At 72.6% G+C, this 16,783-nt stretch carries 17 protein-coding genes; 2 read left to right on the forward strand and 15 right to left on the reverse strand.

Annotated features, from left to right (window positions below; genetic code table 11):
* Positions 1-48: 48 nt before the first annotated feature.
* The 9 genes from Dsi01nite_RS38305 to Dsi01nite_RS38345 all read right to left on the reverse strand — a co-directional run bounded on the left by Dsi01nite_RS38305 (position 49) and on the right by Dsi01nite_RS38345 (position 7,440).
* Positions 49-834: an endonuclease/exonuclease/phosphatase family protein gene (locus Dsi01nite_RS38305; RefSeq protein WP_239136482.1), complete on the reverse strand. Its 786-nt coding sequence runs from the start codon at positions 832-834 to the stop codon at positions 49-51.
* A gap of 274 nt (positions 835-1,108) precedes the next feature.
* Entirely contained in the window at positions 1,109-1,825 is a 717-nt protein-coding gene (locus Dsi01nite_RS38310) for an alpha/beta fold hydrolase (RefSeq protein WP_203851282.1), read from the reverse strand.
* Positions 1,826-2,265: 440 nt separating this feature from the next.
* Positions 2,266-2,898, reverse strand: a complete 633-nt coding sequence (locus Dsi01nite_RS38315) for a CG0192-related protein (RefSeq protein WP_203851283.1) — start codon at positions 2,896-2,898, stop codon at positions 2,266-2,268.
* A 16-nt stretch (positions 2,899-2,914) separates the two neighbouring features.
* Positions 2,915-3,367, reverse strand: a complete 453-nt coding sequence (locus Dsi01nite_RS38320; protein ID WP_203851284.1) for a GNAT family N-acetyltransferase — start codon at positions 3,365-3,367, stop codon at positions 2,915-2,917.
* Between the two features lies 1 nt (position 3,368).
* A complete protein-coding gene (locus Dsi01nite_RS38325) occupies positions 3,369-4,379 on the reverse strand; it encodes a hypothetical protein (RefSeq protein WP_203851285.1) in 1,011 nt (336 codons plus the stop codon).
* Positions 4,380-4,443: 64 nt separating this feature from the next.
* A complete protein-coding gene (locus Dsi01nite_RS38330) occupies positions 4,444-5,550 on the reverse strand; it encodes an amidase family protein (protein ID WP_203851286.1) in 1,107 nt (368 codons plus the stop codon).
* 64 nt (positions 5,551-5,614) lie between these two features.
* Positions 5,615-6,421, reverse strand: coding sequence for a GDSL-type esterase/lipase family protein (locus Dsi01nite_RS38335; RefSeq protein WP_239136473.1), 807 nt, complete (start codon positions 6,419-6,421; stop codon positions 5,615-5,617).
* A gap of 7 nt (positions 6,422-6,428) precedes the next feature.
* Positions 6,429-6,944: a hypothetical protein gene (locus Dsi01nite_RS38340; protein WP_203851287.1), complete on the reverse strand. Its 516-nt coding sequence runs from the start codon at positions 6,942-6,944 to the stop codon at positions 6,429-6,431.
* Positions 6,931-7,440 carry a GNAT family N-acetyltransferase gene (locus tag Dsi01nite_RS38345; RefSeq protein ID WP_239136474.1) on the reverse strand — a complete coding sequence of 170 codons (510 nt, stop codon included), beginning with the start codon at positions 7,438-7,440 and terminating at the stop codon, positions 6,931-6,933. Before Dsi01nite_RS38345 ends, Dsi01nite_RS38340 begins: the two co-directional genes overlap by 14 nt.
* 162 nt (positions 7,441-7,602) lie before the next feature.
* Between Dsi01nite_RS38345 and Dsi01nite_RS38350 the strand changes: the two genes are divergently transcribed.
* Positions 7,603-8,034 carry an SRPBCC family protein gene (locus Dsi01nite_RS38350; protein ID WP_203851288.1) on the forward strand — a complete coding sequence of 144 codons (432 nt, stop codon included), beginning with the start codon at positions 7,603-7,605 and terminating at the stop codon, positions 8,032-8,034.
* Here Dsi01nite_RS38350 and Dsi01nite_RS38355 read toward each other — a convergent pair.
* From Dsi01nite_RS38355 to Dsi01nite_RS38365, 3 genes are all read right to left on the reverse strand, one after another.
* Positions 8,024-9,031: an LLM class flavin-dependent oxidoreductase gene (locus Dsi01nite_RS38355; RefSeq protein WP_203851289.1), complete on the reverse strand. Its 1,008-nt coding sequence runs from the start codon at positions 9,029-9,031 to the stop codon at positions 8,024-8,026. The genes Dsi01nite_RS38350 and Dsi01nite_RS38355 overlap by 11 nt on opposite strands.
* A 139-nt stretch (positions 9,032-9,170) precedes the next feature.
* Positions 9,171-11,048: a Calx-beta domain-containing protein gene (locus Dsi01nite_RS38360; protein ID WP_203851290.1), complete on the reverse strand. Its 1,878-nt coding sequence runs from the start codon at positions 11,046-11,048 to the stop codon at positions 9,171-9,173.
* A 199-nt stretch (positions 11,049-11,247) separates the two neighbouring features.
* Entirely contained in the window at positions 11,248-12,834 is a 1,587-nt protein-coding gene (locus Dsi01nite_RS38365; RefSeq protein ID WP_203851291.1) for a methyl-accepting chemotaxis protein, read from the reverse strand.
* Positions 12,835-12,943: 109 nt separating this feature from the next.
* On the opposite strand from Dsi01nite_RS38365, the gene Dsi01nite_RS38370 reads away from it, so the two are divergent.
* On the forward strand, positions 12,944-13,708 hold the full coding sequence (locus Dsi01nite_RS38370) for a VWA domain-containing protein (protein ID WP_203851292.1): 765 nt from the start codon (positions 12,944-12,946) through the stop codon (positions 13,706-13,708).
* A gap of 11 nt (positions 13,709-13,719) precedes the next feature.
* Here the strand turns inward: Dsi01nite_RS38370 and Dsi01nite_RS38375 are convergent, their stop codons facing one another.
* From Dsi01nite_RS38375 to Dsi01nite_RS38385, 3 genes are read right to left on the reverse strand one after another with little or no spacing between them, the layout of a single operon-like run.
* Positions 13,720-13,884 (reverse strand): hypothetical protein, encoded by a 165-nt coding sequence (locus Dsi01nite_RS38375; protein ID WP_203851293.1) that lies wholly within the window; start codon positions 13,882-13,884, stop codon positions 13,720-13,722.
* Positions 13,885-13,912: 28 nt separating this feature from the next.
* A complete protein-coding gene (locus Dsi01nite_RS38380; RefSeq protein WP_239136475.1) occupies positions 13,913-15,922 on the reverse strand; it encodes a DUF5107 domain-containing protein in 2,010 nt (669 codons plus the stop codon).
* Complete coding sequence (locus Dsi01nite_RS38385) at positions 15,919-16,779, reverse strand: carbohydrate ABC transporter permease (RefSeq protein WP_239136476.1); 861 nt, start codon at positions 16,777-16,779, stop codon at positions 15,919-15,921. Before Dsi01nite_RS38385 ends, Dsi01nite_RS38380 begins: the two co-directional genes overlap by 4 nt.
* Positions 16,780-16,783: the final 4 nt, after the last annotated feature.

Raw genomic sequence — 16,783 nt, forward strand, 5'->3', positions numbered from 1 at the left:
TAGCTCGCCGCGGCCGGCGCGAACGGCGACGCGGGCTTCGACGCGGGTTCAGCGCAGGTCGGCGACCACGGCGAAGTGGTCTGACGGCCAGACGCCCCGGTGCGGGCCGGTGCCGGCCAGGTGGACCCGGTCGACGCAGCCGCGCCCGGGACCCCGCAACTCGACCATGATGTAGTCGATCCGGGCGTTCGGCGCTCCGTGGCCGGCGACGTGCGGATTGCGGCGGTCCCAGGTCCAACCGGGTTCGGTGCCGTCGTGGTACCGCCATGCGTCCACCAGCACGAGACCGGGCACGACCGGCGCGGTCAGGTGCCCGCCGGCGCGGCGTACCTCGTCGGAGTCGGGTTCGGCGTTGAAGTCGCCGGTGAGGACCGGCGGGTGGTCGCCGGCACTGTGCGCGGCGACGAACGGCAGCAGCCGCTCGACCTGCGCACAGCGGCCCGCCGAACCGGCCGGGCTGGAGTCCAGGTGGGTGGTGAACACGGGGATCGGGCCGTCGGGCGCGTCGACGCGGGCGTGCAGCACGGTGCGGCCCTCGCCGCCCAGGTCCCCGATCGCGGTGGCGCCGATCGGCCACCGGCTCAGGATCGCGTTGCCGACGTCGACGCCCGTGTCGCCGATCCGCGAGTGCCAGCGGCCAGGCATCGGCGACGGGCTGTACGTCCAGTGCATGCCGAGCTCGCGGCCCAACAGTTCAGCCTGGTGCTCACCGTCGCGAACCGCCCAGACCTCCTGCAGGCCGCACACGTCCGGGCGCTCGGCCCGCAGCGTCGCGAGGATCGCCTCGTGCCGGGCACGCCAGTCACCGAAGCGCCACCACACGTTCCAGGACATGATCCGCACCGGCACGATCGTAGATCAGGCGGCCTGCGGCACCGCTCCGGAAAACACCCGCACGGCCCGCCGGCACCATCGCCCGTGGCAGCAGCCCGGCCGGCCTTGCCTCCTGGGTGCGTGGCTCGAGGCTGTCAGCGGAGAGGGCCGAGAAGGGGCAGCAGCCCGGCCGGCCTTGCCTCCTGGGTGCGTGGCTCGAGGCTGTCAGCGGAGAGGGCCGAGAAGGGGCGGCAGCCCAGCCGGCCTTGCCTCCTGGGTGCGTGGCTCGGGAATGTCAGCGGAGAGGGGCGAGGACGGGCAGCAACGCGGCGGGGGCCTCGACGTGGGCGTTGTGGCCGAGGCCAGGGAGGTCGACGGCGTCCGGGACCAGCGCCGTGAGCTGGTCCCGGCTGACCATGGGATCGTGCTCGCCACGGGCGAGGACGACCTGGACGGGCGCGGCGGCCAGCAGTGGGGCGACGGCGGGGTCGCCGACCGCGAACGTCCTCGGGTCGTGGGTGGTCCGCCAGCCGTCGCCGTCCCGGGTGAGCGCCGCGGCGGGCACGTCATCCTGCAGGCCGACGAGGCCGGCGACCCGCTGGAAGCGGGTTGCGGCGTCCTCCCGGGTCGGGTGGATGATCGGCGGCTTCCTGGCCAGAGCGGCGGCACGGTCGAGTTCCCCGCCGGTCCAGGCGACCTTGATCCCGAGGCCGACGACGGCGCGGACCCCGGGCACGCGGGCGAGGTGCAGCCCGATCACCCCGCCGAACGAGTGCCCGACCACGACGGTGCCGCGCGGGTCGACCAGCCCGGCGACGGCGTCGGCCACGGTGCCGAACGTGTATCCGTCCAGCCACGCCGAACCTCCGTGCCCCGGCAGGTCGGGTGCCACCCACGCCCGGTCGAGCAGCGCGGTCAGGCCGTCCCACACGTCCGCCGTCGCGCCGAGGCCGTGCAGCAGCAGGACCGTCGGCGCGCCGGAGCCGCCGCGGAGCACTCGAAGACCGGTCACCCCGACAGCATCCCGCACGCGGGCCCGGCCGTGGGTCACCTGGCACCCGCTCGCAGCGTGAACGGGTGCCGAGGTCCGAGTGCGTGGGCCAGGACGGTGCCGGCCCGGGCGGCGTACGCGCGGCTCCGCGCCCCCTGCGCCCGGCTCAACCCGGCGTGCTCCCGCCGCCGCACCAGCTGCAACCGCCGCCGCACCAAGATGCAACCGCCGCCGCGCGGCGAAGGTCCGCCCAAACGCAAGGCAGGCCCGCCCAAGCGCAAGGCAGGCCCGCCCGGCCGCAGAGCTACGCGTCGAGGAACGGCTCGGAGTGGTTGAAGCTGGTGCCGGGGGCGGCGGTGACGGCGATCAGGCCGGCGGTCGCCGCCAGGGTCCAGACGATGCGCTTGAGTGCGTGCCGCAAGGGCGACACGCACCCGGGCAGGCCGACATTCAGGGCGGCCCTACCCGGCACAGGCGAGCAGGCGCGCGGTGACGCTGCCCGGCCAGGTGGCGGTGAGCGTGGGCGCGCCGTCCGGAACCGCCGGGTCATCCGTCAGGACCCGGATGACGGTCAGGTTGAGGGAGTCCGTTGCGATGAGCGTCGGGTCGGTGTCCGCCACCCGAAGGACCCCGGTGACGGCGGGGACCGCGGCGCCGGCGCGGCCGCTGCCGGTGGCCTGCAGCTCGTTGGCGCGGGCCTGCCGGACGCCGTCGACCTCGAACTCCTCGACGGCCTGACCGGCCCCGGTGAGGATGATGGTGGCCAGGGCGGCGGCGTAGACGGGGTCGCCGGCGGCGTCGTACACCCAGCGGGTGCCGAGGACCGAGTGCTCGGTGGTGCCGATGAGCCAGCGCTCGGCACCGGCCAGCGGGGCGTCGCGGTAGGTGAGCGGGACCTGCAGCACCGGCCCGTCGCCGGCCCGGACCAGCATCGTCTCGACGCCGACCGCGCCGGCGGGATCGTCCAGACGGAACGCACCGACCTTCGCCAGGTCGGGTTCGGCGGGGCCGGTGTACCAGCTCCGGGTGGGCAGCCACGCGTTCAGCAGTTCGAGTTTGGACGGCGTCAGGTCCGCCCGGTGCAACAGCGCCATGATCGCATGGTAGCGATCACGAGAGGGTGAACAGCAGCTCGGCGATGCCGTCGTCGCCGGTGACGGGTGGGCCGGCCGGGTGGAAGCCGCACTTGCGCAGGACCCGGATCGAGCCGGCGTTGGCGACGGCCACGTATGCGTGCACCGGGCGGTCCGGCAGCACCTCCAGCAGTCGCCCGAGCGCGGCGGTGGCGACGCCGCGGCCCCAGTGCTCCCGGCCGATCCAGTAGCCGACCAGTCGCTGTCCCGACTGCTCCCAGCTCACGACGTTGCCGGCCACCTCGCCGCCGGCGAGGACGGTGCGCAGGACGTTGGACGGATCGGCGCGGATCCGGGTCCAGTGGGCGACGAACGCGGCGTGGTCCCGTGGGGTCATCGCCGCCATCTCGGCCGCCGATGGGTCCTGCTGGTGGACGAAGAACGTCTCCACGTCATCGTCCCGCACGGACCTGAGCTCGATGTCGTCCATGTCAGGCCATGGTAGTCGGGGACGGTGTGGGCGGGCCGCAGTCGTCGATGATGTCCAGGGCGTGGTCGGCCTGCAGATAGGCGTTGGGATCCTCGGTGTCGCTGGGGTTCGGGGTGGGTGCGGTGGCGGGCCGGGTCGGGGCCAGCAGACCCTTGCGGGCCGCGGCGCAGTCGACCCAGGCCCGGTAGCCGTCGGTGTCACCGATCCACATGCCCTTGTCGCCGGCGCGCAGGCGGCCGGTCGCCGGGAAGTCCCAGCGGATCTGGTCGTGCGCGACCGCCAGGGGGTTCCGGGTGTCGCCGGTGAAGGCGTAGACCCAGGCGAAGTTCGTGGTGACCTGCAGGGTCTGGATCCCGTCGACGACGGCGGACGCGAAGGTGACCCGCCCGCTGACCCGGACCTCCTCGTCGGGGTCGAGGTGAACGGCGGGGTCGATCCAGGTCGCGAGGGAGCTGAAGCTGGCGCCGTCGAACCAGGTCTTGACGTCCTTCGCCGAGTTGGGGGCGAGCAACGCCAGGAACGTCGACGGGTCGTGGCCGACGAGCATCTTCTGGTCCAACCGGCCGGCGACGAGGGCCTTGCGGACCTGCTGCAGGGCGGCGTCGACCTGGGCGGCGGTGAACCCGGTGACGGCGGTCGCCGGCGGCAGGGTGATCCCGGCCTCGCCCTTCGGGTAGGTCGCGGCCGGGGTGCCTTCGAAGGCGTCGGTGGGCGCCGCGCTCGCCGAAGTGGTCGCCGAGACCCCGGACGGCACCGCCTGCGTCGGATAGGCGGAGGAGGAGCCAGCGGAAGAGGCACCCGGAAGGTACGCCTGCACCGTGGCCGCCAGCAGGAACACGGCGATCACAATGCCGGCGACCCACGCGACGGCCCGCGGCCGCCGGAGGCGCAACCCCGGGCGGGGCCGCCGGAAGCGGAACAGCAGGCGGAGCCGCCGGTGGCGATCGGCCCGTTTCGCCCGTCGTTCGGCCTGCTTGGCCCATTCTTCCAGCCCGTCGAAGGGGTCGCTCATCATGTGCTCCGGACAGAGGGTCGGCGGCACAGTATGCACGAGTCGATCTCCTCCGGACGCCCCGTCAGGCGGCGAGCGCGAGCAGCCCCAGATCGTGCCCGGGCGGCGCGATGACGGCGATCCCGGCCGGCGGGTCCACCGAGGAGGGCACGGAGATGCTCGGCAGCCCGAACGCACTGGCGGGCACCGCGCACCGCAGCGTGTCGCGGCGCCACGTGTCGCGGGCCACGGGGCTCAGCTCGCGCGGGTGGCCCGGCCCGCCGGCGGGCAGGACCAGCCAGGCGTCGCGGTCGGCGAGGAGGTCCAGCAGCGCGGCCCGCTGCTCCGCCAGGTAGGCCCGGGCCGCGCTCTCCTCGGCGGCGGTGATGCTCGCGCCGAAGCGGAACCGGTCCTCGATGTCGACGGCGAGGGCGCGCGGGTGGGCGGCGATCCACTCGCCGTGGGCCCGCCACGCCTCGGCCGCCTGCACCTGCCGGAACGCCAGCAGCAACGGATCCGGGTCGTCCCAGGTGGACAGTGTGACGGGAGCGACCGGCAGCCCGAACTGGGCGGCCGCCGGCGCGGCGGCGTCGACGGCCAGCAGCCGGGACGGCGGCGAGGCTGGGCCGTCGGGCAGCAGCACGGAGCCGACGAGGGCCAGGGTCGCGGCGGAGGCGGTGATCCAGCCGACGGTGTCGAACGACGGTGCGAGCGGCAGGACGCCGTCGGTCGGCACCGCGCCGTGGGTGGGGCGCAGGCCGTAGAGGCCGCAGCAGGCGGCGGGGACCCGGATCGAGCCGCCGGTGTCGGTGCCGAGGCCGATGTCGGCGTGGCCGGTCGCGACCGCCGAGGCCGGGCCGCTGGAGGAGCCGCCGGTGACCAGGTCCGGTGCCGCCGGGTTGGGCGGGGCACCATAGTGGACGTTCGTGCCCGACAGGGAGTAGGCGAGCTCGTCGGTGTGGACGATGCCCTGGATGGTGGCGCCCGCGGCGCGCAGCCGGGCGACGGCGGGGGCGTCGGCCGCGGCGGGCAGGGCGGACGCGAGCCAGGTGGGGTTGCCGCCGCCGACGGCGAAGCCGGTGACCTGGAAGAGGTCCTTGACCGCGACCCGCAGGCCGTCGAGGGGTCCGTGCCCGGTGGCCGGGGCCAGGGGCATCCCCTTCACCCGCCAGACAGAGGGGTCAGCGCTCATCGAAGCAACACCCACCTAAACCAAAAACATGAGCCTAGCGCCCGCGGGGGAAAGACACAGCGGTTCACCAGTCCGGCGTCCCGAGCCAGGTGGCTTTGGCGAGCGCGTTCTGCCCCGCCGCGTTGGGGTGGAAGAAGTCCTGCGCGCTGACCATGTCGAGGCTGAACGCGACCCGGTGCGCCGCGCCGCCGTCGTCCTTGCACCGCGCGCCGTAGGCCTTGCACGCCGCGACGAGCTGGGTGTTGTACGCGTCGATGCGCTCCCGGAACGCCTTGCGGCGGGCGGTGTCGGCGGGCGCGGTGGAGGTGGGCGCGGCGAGCAGCGCCTGGCAGATCCCGAAGGACCAGGCCTTCACCGCGACGTCCCTGGTGCGCCCGATCTCCCAGAGGTGGTAGATGTCCGGGACGCTCACCACGAGGATCCGCGCCTGCGGCAGGCCCTGCTTGAGCACGGCGAGGGCGTCGTCGACCTGGCGGCGGAACGTGTCGACCGGGGTCATGTCGGCGATGGTGGGGCGGCACGCGTCGTTGGCGCCGATGAGGACGGTGACGTAGGCGGCCTTCGCGGTGACGGCGGTGCGGGCCTGCCCGGCGAGGGCGTCCGCGCGGGCCCTGTCCTCGGCGGCGTTGTGGCCGCGAAGGCCCGGGTTGGCCTTCCGCAACCGCCGGTAATGACTGTCGACCCGCGTGCCGTCGCCGGTGGACCACGAGTTGCGTGGGCAGGGGGCCGGCGCGAGGCAGGAGGAGAAGGCGGTGGTCACCGAGTCGCCCAGGGCCGCCATGGACATGGCGGCACCGGAAGGGGCGGGTCCGGCGGTGCCGCCGCCCTCACAGGCGAGCGCCAGCACGGCGAGGCCCGCGAAGAGCAGCACCCACACATTACGTGTCCAGCTCGTGACGATTGGCTAAGCGTAGCCGCTTCAGCAGCGCCATCTCCAGCTCCTCCGGCAGTTGGAAGAAGCCTTCCTCGGTGAGCAGCCGGTGCGCGTCGTTCGGCCGGTACGACATCGGCACCAGCATCCCGTCGCGCACCTCGACACTGCCGATGACGTCGTGCGAAGGGACGTCGCCGGTGAGGTCGGGGGTGCGGGCGTCGAGCACGTCGACCCAGCCGTGCCCGTCGACGAGCGCGGCCTGCTCGCGCAGGCCGTGCACGACGAAGATGTCGTCGGCGATCGTCTCGTGCAGGAACCGCACGAACGTCGGGTTCTCCTCGAAGTGGTCGGGCTGCATCGCGCCCGGGCCGTCGACCCCGACGGCGAGGAGCCCGACGACGGCCTCCGCCGACAGCCCGTGCCCGGCCACGTCGTCCGGCTCGAGAGGAGACACCAGATGGCGCAGCACCGAGCCCACGTACACCTCGTACACGAAGAACGAACGCTTATCGGTCTCCACGGAGCTTCCCGTAGACCAGGACATCGCGCCACGCGCCGTCGCGGAACTCCGCGGAGCGCAGGATGCCCTCGCTGAGGAACCCGACCTTCTCCAGGGCCTTCTGCTCGGGGATGTTCTCCGGCTGGGTCCGGGCCTCGATCCGCGGCGCGGCGCTGTTGGCGAACAGGTAGTCGCACAGCAGCGTCTGCGCCCGCCAGCCGACACCGCGGCCGCGCCACTCGGGCAGCAGGATGATGCCGATGCTCCAGTACCGCGACCACCCGCTGCCGCTGGCCTCCCAGCTGACGAAGCCGGCGGCGGTCTCGTCGGCCTCGACCATGAGCCGGCCGTCGTGCTCGCCGAGGAAGCCGTCCTCCGCGAACCGCCTGGCCGGGCCGGTCGGCTCGCGGTAACCCGACCAGGCCGGTCCGGCCAGTCCGGGCTCCGTCACGAACCTCCGGAACATCCCCAGATCGCTCTCGACCACCGGTCGCAGCCGCACCCAGGTCTTGTTCAACTCGCCTCACCTCGCTCAGCCAGCCGCTTGCGCGCCACACGCAAGATCGTCCGCCATCCTCGCCGATGATCGCGGCGATCGCCATCCGTCCAACCGCCGGGAAAGGCCATCTGCCGGGAGAGGCCGACCGCCGGTAGATCGGCCACGCTACCGTCTGGGGCCATGCCCGTCGATGCCTTCGCCCACACGTTCGCCGTGGCCGCCCGGCCCGCCACGGTCTACGCACACCTGGCCGACCCGCGTTCCTACGTGGGGCTGTCCCCGCTCGTCGTCGCCGTCCGCGACGTGCGGACCGACGGCGACCAGGTCACCTATGTGGCGCTGGAACGCTTCCGCTTCTACACCAACCCGATCCGCGTGACGATGACCCTCGACCCGGAGGCGCCCTCGGTGGTGAGCGCGGTCGTCTCCCCCGGCCGGGTCCGGCTACGGGCCGCGGTGACGTTGACGCCGTCCGGAGACGGCACCGAGGTCACCGAGTCGATCACGGTCGAGTCGCCGTCGTTGCTGCGGCGGTACGTCCTGCGCCAGGCCCGTGCCGTGCAGCTCAAGCGGGCCGCCGAGCTGACCCGCCGGATGGCCGCTACCGGGTGAGGTGCGGGGCGACGTGCTCCCGGATCAGCTCGAACGAGCGGGCGCGGGCATCGACGTCGTACACCATGCAGGTCAGCATGAACTCGTCGGCCTCCGTGCGCCGCAGCAGCTCGGTCAGCTGCTCACGGACGGTCGAAGGGGAGCCGAGGGCCTGGCCGTCGCGACGATCGAGGATGAACTCGCGCTCCCGGTCGCTGTACGGGTACGCCGCCGCCTCCTCCGGCGTGGCCATGGCCTCCGGACGGCCGGAGCGCAACCGCAGGAACGACAGCTGGCTCGGGCCGGCGAGGAACTCGGCCTCCTCGTCGGTCGGGGCGGCGACCGCGCTGACGGCGACCATCGCGTAGGGGGCGTCCAGCCACTGCGACGGCCGGAAGCTGTCGCGGTAGAGCTTCAGCGCCGGCAGCGTGTTGGCGCTGGAGAAGTGGTGCGCGAAGGAGAACGGCAGCCCGAGCAGGCCGGCCAGCTGCGCGCTGAAGCCGCTCGAGCCGAGCAGCCACACGTCGGGCTTGTCGCCGCGCCCGGGTGAGGCGAGGATGCGCTGCTGCTCGTCGTCGCCGGTGAAGTAGGCGATGAGGTCCTGCAGCTCTTCCGGGAAGTTCTCCGCCGACAGGCCGTCCATGGTGCGGCGCAGCGCGAGCGCCGTGTACTGGTCGGTGCCGGGTGCCCGGCCGATGCCCAGGTCGACGCGGCCCGGGTGCAGGGCCTCGAGGGTGCCGAACTGCTCCGCGACGACGAGCGGCGCGTGGTTGGGCAGCATGACCCCGCCGGAGCCGACGCGGATCGTGGACGTCGCGGCGGCCAGGTGCGCCAGCAGCACCGCGGGTGAGGAGCTCGCGATCGCCGGCATGTTGTGGTGCTCGGCGACCCAGAACCTGCGGTATCCGAGTGCCTCGACGCGTCTGGCCAGCTCCGTCGTGTTGCGCAGGGCATCACCGGTGGACGCGTAGGCGGCCCGGGGCGCGACGTCAAGGACGGAAAGCGGAATCTCGGTCACAAACCATGGTCAACAGCGGCGGGCCCTCGAATGTTCCCGTGACGAGGACCACGGGCCCGCCCCCTGGCAGGGACGGGCCGCGCGGTGACGAAGACCACGGCCCGCCCCTGGCCGGGACGGGCCGCGCGGGGCGGGAAGGTCAGACGCGGCAGGGGTTGCCGGTCGGGTTGACGGCGGTGCCGTGGATGTCGGCGTGCGCCTCACTGATGACCACGTCGGTCAGCAGCGTGTCGAGGACGACGGCCTGCTGGGTGACGCTGGTCGGGGTGGTGGTGGTCGCGTTGAGCTTGAGTGCGCCGACCACCAGCGGCACGGTGAGCGGCGCGCTGCCGACCGCCACCGAGAGGCCGTTGATCTTCAGGTACGCGATGCTGGACGCACCGGTGAGCACCGGCGCCAGGCCGCCGGGGCCGGACGCGCAGGTCGCCGACGCGGTGGCCTGGATGAGCCCGAGCTCGATCGTCACCGGGGCGATCCCGCCGACGGTGATCTTCACCGACTCGACCGTGGCCTTGGCCGTGCCGTTGTCCCCGGCCGCGGGCGCGGTGTTGAGGTTGTCCGGGGTCAGCGCGGTGTTGGCGTCCAGGGTCTTCGACTCGACCTTGATCAGACCCGAGTTGAGGGTGAGCTGGGCGAGGACCTTGCTGTCGTCGGCGCAGGGGACGTTCGCCGGGTTCGCCGCGGGCGAGGACAGCGGGCCGACCCGCAGCACCTGCGCCGTGCAGGAGAACGTGCCGTTGCGGTCGGCGTCGACGATCGTGCCGAGACCGCTGCCGTCGGTGATCCCGGCGCCGACGGCGCCGGACAGGTTGACGGTGAACGTCTCGTTGAGCTCGTCGACCGCGTCGTTGATGATCGGCACCGAGACGGGCCGGCTGGTCTGCCCCGGCGTGAACGTCACCGTGCCGGCGCCGGCGGTGTAGTCCGCACCGGCGGTGGCGCTGCCGTTGGCGGTGGCGAAGTTGACGCTGACCGGGTCCGTGGCGGGGCCGGACAGCGAGACCGTGAAGGTGGCGTTGCCCGCGTTCTCGTCGACGACGACGTCGTTGATGGACAGGCTCAGGACCTTGACCGACAGCGTCTGCACGAAGGCGGCGCCCTGGCTGACCCCGTCGACCTTGAAGTCGACCTTGCACGTGTACGTGCCGGGCGCGGCACCCCCCGCAACGGTGACGTGCTCGGTGAAGTCGGCGGTCGCGCCGCTGTCGACGGTCTTCTCCGCCGGCGCGAAGCTCACCGCGAGGTTGGCGCTGCAGTCGAAGGGCACCGGGGTGACCTTGACCTGGATCGCCTGGATGCCGGCGAGGATCGCGGCGCTCACCTGGTCGGCGGGCACGTCCGGCAGGTACACGCCGCCGGTGCCGGAGGTGATCGCCTGGGCCTGGCCGCCGGCGTTCATGCCGCCGACGTCGACGGCCACGACGCGGATGTGCGCGGCGTTGAGCGCGGCGATGGTCTCGGTGAGGCTGTGCCCGAGGCTCGGGTCGTGCGACGGGGCGTCGCCGAAGATGACGATGATGCGGGTGCCGCCGTCGCGGAAGTGCACGGCGCCGTTGGCGAGCTGGAACAGCGCGTTGAGGTTGTCCTCGGGCAGGTCACCGCCGCCGTCGGCGTTCCACAGGTCGATCCCGGCCTGGACCGCGGCCTGGTTCGCGGTGATGTCCTGGCGGACGGTGAACGGCGCGAAGTCGTCGACGTCCTTGTACTCGGCGACACCGAACTGCGCGCTCGGCTGTGCCGCCGCGATCTGGCCCATGACGGACGCGGCGTTGGTGCGCACGTCCGTGATCGGGTCGAACATGCTGCCGGTGGTGTCGGCGAGGAACACGATGTCCGGCTTCGGCGGCACCGGCGCGGTCTCGACGTGCTTGGCGACGTCGGCCGACTGGCCGGGCCCGAGCGTCAGACTGACGTTGGGCGGAGTCACACCTGGAGCGGCCTGTGCGGCGGTGCCCGTCGCGAAGACGGTCACCGCCCCGGCGGTCAGCACCAGGCTGAGTAATGACGCGAGTTTCACTGCTCCTCCTTGAGGACGGCGGTTGCCGAGGAGAAGCAAACAATGGCGGTGTCGGTGTGAAACAGGACTTGCCGACCGTGCCCACGTGCAGTAAGCAGCGCTCAACTGCCTCTATAAATTCACTCCTGTGAGTGCATTGTCGAATTGGGCTCACATTCAATTCAGTCCACCGGACGGGTGGACGAGGCTGTATGAATGTTTACACCAGTTGGAATTGGGCCACGACCGTGCGCAGTTCGCTGGACATGCGCGCCAGATCCTCCGCGGCGGCGCGGGCCTCGGCGACGCCGGACGCGGTCATCTCCGCCGCCTCGGCGAGCCCGCCGACGGTGCCGGCGATGCGCTCCGCCCCGCCGCTGGCCTCGCTGACGTTGCGGCTCATCTCGGCCGTCGTCGCGCTCTGCTGTTCGACCGCGGCGGCGATCGTCGTCGCGTACTGGTTGGTCTCGCTGATCACGTCGGCGATCTCGGCGACCGCGGACGCCGCGGCCGAGGCGTCCCGCTGGATCGCCTCCACCCGCCGGGAGATGTCCTCGGTCGCCTTCGCCGTCTCCTGCGCCAGGTCCTTCACCTCGCCGGCGACGACCGCGAACCCCTTGCCGGCGTCGCCGGCCCGGGCGGCCTCGATGGTGGCGTTGAGCGCGAGCAGGTTCGTCTGCTCCGCGATCGCGGTGATGGACTTGAGGACGGTGCCGATCTGCGCGCTGGACACCCCGAGCTGCGTGATGGTGCCGCTCGCCGACTCCGCGCTGAGCACGCCCTGCCCGGCGACCCTGGCGGCCTCGGCGGCACTGCGGGCGATCTCGGCGATGGCGGCGCCCATCTGCACCGTGCCCGCGGAGACGGTCTGCACGTTTTGCGAGACCTCCTCGGCGGTGGAGGACACGGTGCCCGCCTGGGTACTGCTGCGCTCGGCCGACTCGGCGATCTGATTGCTGACCGCGGACAGCTCCTGCGCGGCGCTGGCGAGGGCGCCGCTGTTCTCCTCGACGGCGGACACTCCGGCGCGCAGCTTCCCGGTCGCGGTGTTGAGCCCGGCCGCCATCGTGCCCAGCTCGTCGCCGCCCCGCACCTCCGCGACCCTGGTCAGGTCGCCGTCGGCGAGGCCCGCGACGACGTGGGACACCGCGCGGACGGCGCGGACCAGCTGGCCCGCGACGGCCTGGGCCACCGCGACGGCCAGGACCAGCCCCACGGCGAGCAGGCTCCAGGTCCAGATCTGCGCCTGGCGGTACTCGTGCCGGGTGGCCTGCAGCCGGGCGAGGGACACCTCCCGCTCGGCGGCGCCGATCTCGGTCACCACGTCGATCGCCCGCGTCGCCAGCGGCCCGGCGACCTCGTCGCGGATCCGGGTCACCTCCGCGTCGTCGCCGGCCCGGCTGGCCGGCAGGAACTGATCGTCTATCACGGTCCGGAACTGCGCGAACAGGCTCCGCAGCTGCTCGACGAGCTGCGGCATCGACGAGGTTTCCTCGTAGACGGCGAGCCGCCGGTCGAACGTGTCGTAGCCCTGGTCGAGCAGCTCCTCGTAGCGGGCAGTGCCGGGGCCGCCCGAGGAGATCCCGTGGTTGAGCACGTTGACACGCACGTCGGTCAGCGCCGACAGCACGTCGTTGATCTCCTGGATCGGCACCAGGCCGTCGTTGTACAGCAGCTCGGCCTCATGGTTCATCTGCGACATGCGCGCCGTCGACTGCACGCCCGTGCCCAGCGCCACCGCGCCGAGCACCGCGACGACCAGGAGCACCTTGGTGCGGACCGAGCGGTTCGCGAGCCAGGTTCTCATATTTACCATTTGAGCAGTTCAGCGCGGTACCCATGGCGAAAGCCCGCAGATCCGACGGCGCCCGGCTGGGTTACGGTCATGGACGACGGGTCTCCAGGAAGGCAGCATCATGGCAGGCAGGACACAGCTGACCGCGGCGCGGGCCGTGACCCTCGTCAAGGACCCCTCCGGCGCGCCCGCCGTCGACCTCGCCAAGGTCCGCGAGTCCGGGCACGTCGACCTCGCCAAGCGGGCCGACAAGGCGGGCCTGGCGCTCAGCAGGCGCGGCCTCGGCGGCATCCGGGCCCAGGCGATGCTCGTGCTGGACCACTCCGGCTCGATGCGTGCCGACTACAAGTCCGGCGCGGTGCAGACCCTCGTCGAACGCGCCCTCGGCTTCGCGCTGCAGATCGACATCGACGGCACCGTCCCGGTCATCCCGTTCGACACGTCCATTCTGCCGACCGTCGACGTGACCGTCGACAACTACAGCGGCGTCGTGGACCGCGAGATCCACCGTGGCTGGATGGGCACGACCAACCTCGCCGACGCGCTCTCCCTCGTCCTCGCCGAGGCGGAGAAGACCACCGCGCCGATCTTCTGCATCGTCGTCGCCGACGGCGGCCCCGACAGCAAGCGCGCCACCACCAAGGTCGTGTGCGAGCTGTCCCGGTTCCCGGTGTTCCTGAAGCTGCTCGCGATCAGGCCGGTCGACTACTTCCAGACGCTTGACGACCTCGACGGCACCAAGCGCCTGCTCGACAACGTCGACACCAAGTCCTCAACCCCGGAACTCGACCTGCTGACCTGCACGGACCTGCAGTTCGCCGAGGCCATGGCCGACGAGTGGGACACCTGGGTCGCGGCGGCCACGGCGGCCGGGGTCCTGTCCTGACCCCTCCGCCGTCATTGACGGCGCAGGGTTCGCCGGGCTGCCAGCCCCGCGCCGTGGCAGCCGGCCAGGTCGCCGAGCACGGCCCGGCGCAGCGGTGGGGGCCGGTGCACGGTCAGCCGCTCGGCGAGTGCGCCGGCGCGCACGTCGTGGATGAGCGTGCGGTCCGTCCGGGTCATCGATCCCTCCAGAAAAGCGAAAGAAACGTCAGCCGGTCTCGTGCATCCGGTAGTCGTAGAGGCAGGGCAGCGGATGCTCCCGGCGGATCCGCACGCGCGCGGCCGGGTCGAGCGGGCCGATCCCGGCGGCCGCGCGCTTCTCGTGGTAGGTCCACCAGAGCGTGTCCAGCGCGTCCTCGCCCTCGCGCAGGTCGTCGACGACGATCCCGTCGTCGAGCAGGCGCTTGGCCCGGGCCAGGTCGCCGAAGTCCAGCGCGGCGTGGCACTCCAGCAGCCGGATCCGGCCGTGCCACCGCTGCTCCTGGTCGAGCCGGTCCACCGTGGACAACGCGTCGCCGGGCCGGCCGGCGATGATGAGCACCTCCAGGGTCTCCACCGTGAGCGCCCGCAGCCGGGGCGCCATCCGGTGGGCGGACAGCAGCCGCTCGGCGGCGGCCATCAGGTCGCCGCCGAGCAGGTCCAGGACCGCGAGGTTCCGCAGCGCCCAGGCGTTGACCTGCGCGCCGAGCGACCGGGTCCAGGCCGCGCGGGCCGCCGGTGTGTCGCCCGCGTGATAGCGGCTGACGCCGACGTGCAGCCAGCTGAACCAGTTGCCCGACGCTCCCGCGGCCGCCTTCTCCAGCAGCTCCCGCCAGGCCGGTCCGACGGTGTACGAGGCCGGCGGGAGCTCGGGCGCCGGGGTCGGCAGGTACCCGCTGTCGATGAGCCGCACCCACGACTGCTGGTCGCGGCCGATGGTGTCGTCGCCGAACGGCGTGCCGGTGAACCGCAACGAGCGATCGCCGTGGTGCTCGCGCAGGCGCCGCTGGAGCGCGCCCCAGCCGGTGCCGCGGTGCAGGAGCCGGCCGGGTGCCTCGTCGGCCTGTGCGGTGGCCAGTGCCAGGGCGGCGTCGAGCGCCTCCGCCGGGGCCAGCGCGTCGAGCGCTTCGCCGACGGCGGCGCGGGTCCCGGCCCACCGCCCGTGCACGTCCGCCGGATCGCAGGCGAGCAGGCCGAACGCCTCGACCCAGGACCACGTCGCGCCGGCCGGCATGCGCAGGTGCTCCAGCTGGGTCCGGGCCGGACTGGCCTGGACCTCCAGGTAGCCGGCGCCCGGCCCGGACAGCCACTCCTGCCAGTTCCGCCCGCCGATCGAGGTGCCCCAGCGGAACAGCTTGCGCCCGCGCAGCCCGGCCGTCGAGGTCTGCACGAAGCCGGCGCCGTCCGCGTCCAGTGCGGCGATGTACGGGCGGCCGTGGTCGCCGAGGTCGTAGAAGAAGTCGGCGGCCGGTCCGCGGCGACCCGGGTAGGTCTCGTCGATCCCGCCGGCGACCGGCACCCGGATGCGGTGCAGGACGTTGTCGTAGGTGAAGTGATACGCGCTGTCGGCCGGCGTGACGATGCGCGTGTTCGCGGTCTCGGGGACGGCGATGTTGGTCCACCAGTACAGCGGGGCGTCCTCCTGGTTGGGGTTGACCACGCGGACGTGGGCGTAGAGGACCGGCGAGCCGTCGGGCAGCCAGAGCTCGACGCTGTACACCAGCTCGCGCAGCCGCTCGAACTCCCACATCCGCAGCACCGGTGTGCCGTCGGGACGGTCGATCCGGGCGGCGTGCACCGGCGTGCAGCCCAGCGGGGTGTGCCCGATCGTGCCGATGTTCCACTCGATGCCACCGGCGAACCAGGCGTTGCGCAGGCCGAGGTTCGCCGGCTGCAGGATCGGGTTGCGGTGCAGCAGCTCACGGCCGCTGGGGAGGTGACGCAGGGAGTACAGCCGGCCACCGAGGTCCAGCAGCACCTCGGCGCGCAGGATCCCGTTGTCGAGCACCGCGACCCGCAACGGCGTGTCGAGGCGTTCGCGGTCGTAGCCGTCCTGCAGCGTGTACGGCAGGAGCGAGGTGACGTGCCCGTACTCGAGGTTGGCGGCCATCTCCGCGTCGGCGACGCCCGCCTCCAGACCGGCGTGGAAGTCGCGCAGCCGGCGCAACGGCGGCAGCGGGTTGGCCGGCCCCATCGAGGCGGCCGGGACCGTGACCGTGGACAGCTCGAGGGTGCTCACTTGCCCGCCCCCACGGTGAGACCTTCGATGATGCGCCGGCCCAGCCACCAGTAGACCAGCACGATCGGGATGACCACGATCGCCAGGCCGGCGAACAGCCCGCCCCAGTTCGACGTGTACTGCATCGTGCCGTACAGGCCGAGCAGCGCCTGCGGCAGCGTCTGCTGGTCGGTGTCGACGACGAGGACCAGCGCCAGCAGGGTCTCGTTCCACAGCGACACCACGGTCAGCACCAGCGCGGTGATCAGGCCCGGCTGGGCGAGCGGGAGCATGACCTGCACGAACAGTCTCCCCCAGCCCGCGCCGTCCAGCGCGGCCGCCTCCTCCAGCTCGTGTGGCAGCGACCGGAAGAAGCCGGTGAGCAGGAAGATCGCGAACGGCAGGGAGGTGGCCACGTAGATGATGGTGAGGCTGATGCGGTCGTCCCACCAACCCAGGTTCTCGTAGCCGAAGCTGGAGATGGACTGCATCAGCACGAAGATCGGGATGACGATGGCCTGCAGCGGGATACCCGTGCCGACGGCGAAGAACGTCGTCAGCGGGCCGGCGGTCCGGGTGCTCGCCCGGGCGAGCATGTAGGCGGCCGGCGCCGCCAACGCGACCGTGAGCAGCGAAGCGGTCGCGACGATCAGCAGCGAGTTGAGGAACGCCACCGAGAAGCCCGAGACGCTCCACGCCTGCGCGTAGTTGGTCCACTGTGGATCGGCCGGGACCGCGAGCGGGTCGTCGAACACGTCCTTGCTGCGCTTGAGCGACGTCGTGACGATCCACACCAGCAGGAAGAGGTTGAACCCGACCCAGCCGATCACCAGCGTGCGCGCGGCGTGGATGAACAGCGGCTGGCGCCGGCGCCGCAACGGC

Origin of the sequence: Dactylosporangium siamense, assembly GCF_016862795.1 — a bacterium.
Taxonomy (GTDB): Bacteria; Actinomycetota; Actinomycetes; order Mycobacteriales; family Micromonosporaceae; genus Dactylosporangium; species Dactylosporangium siamense.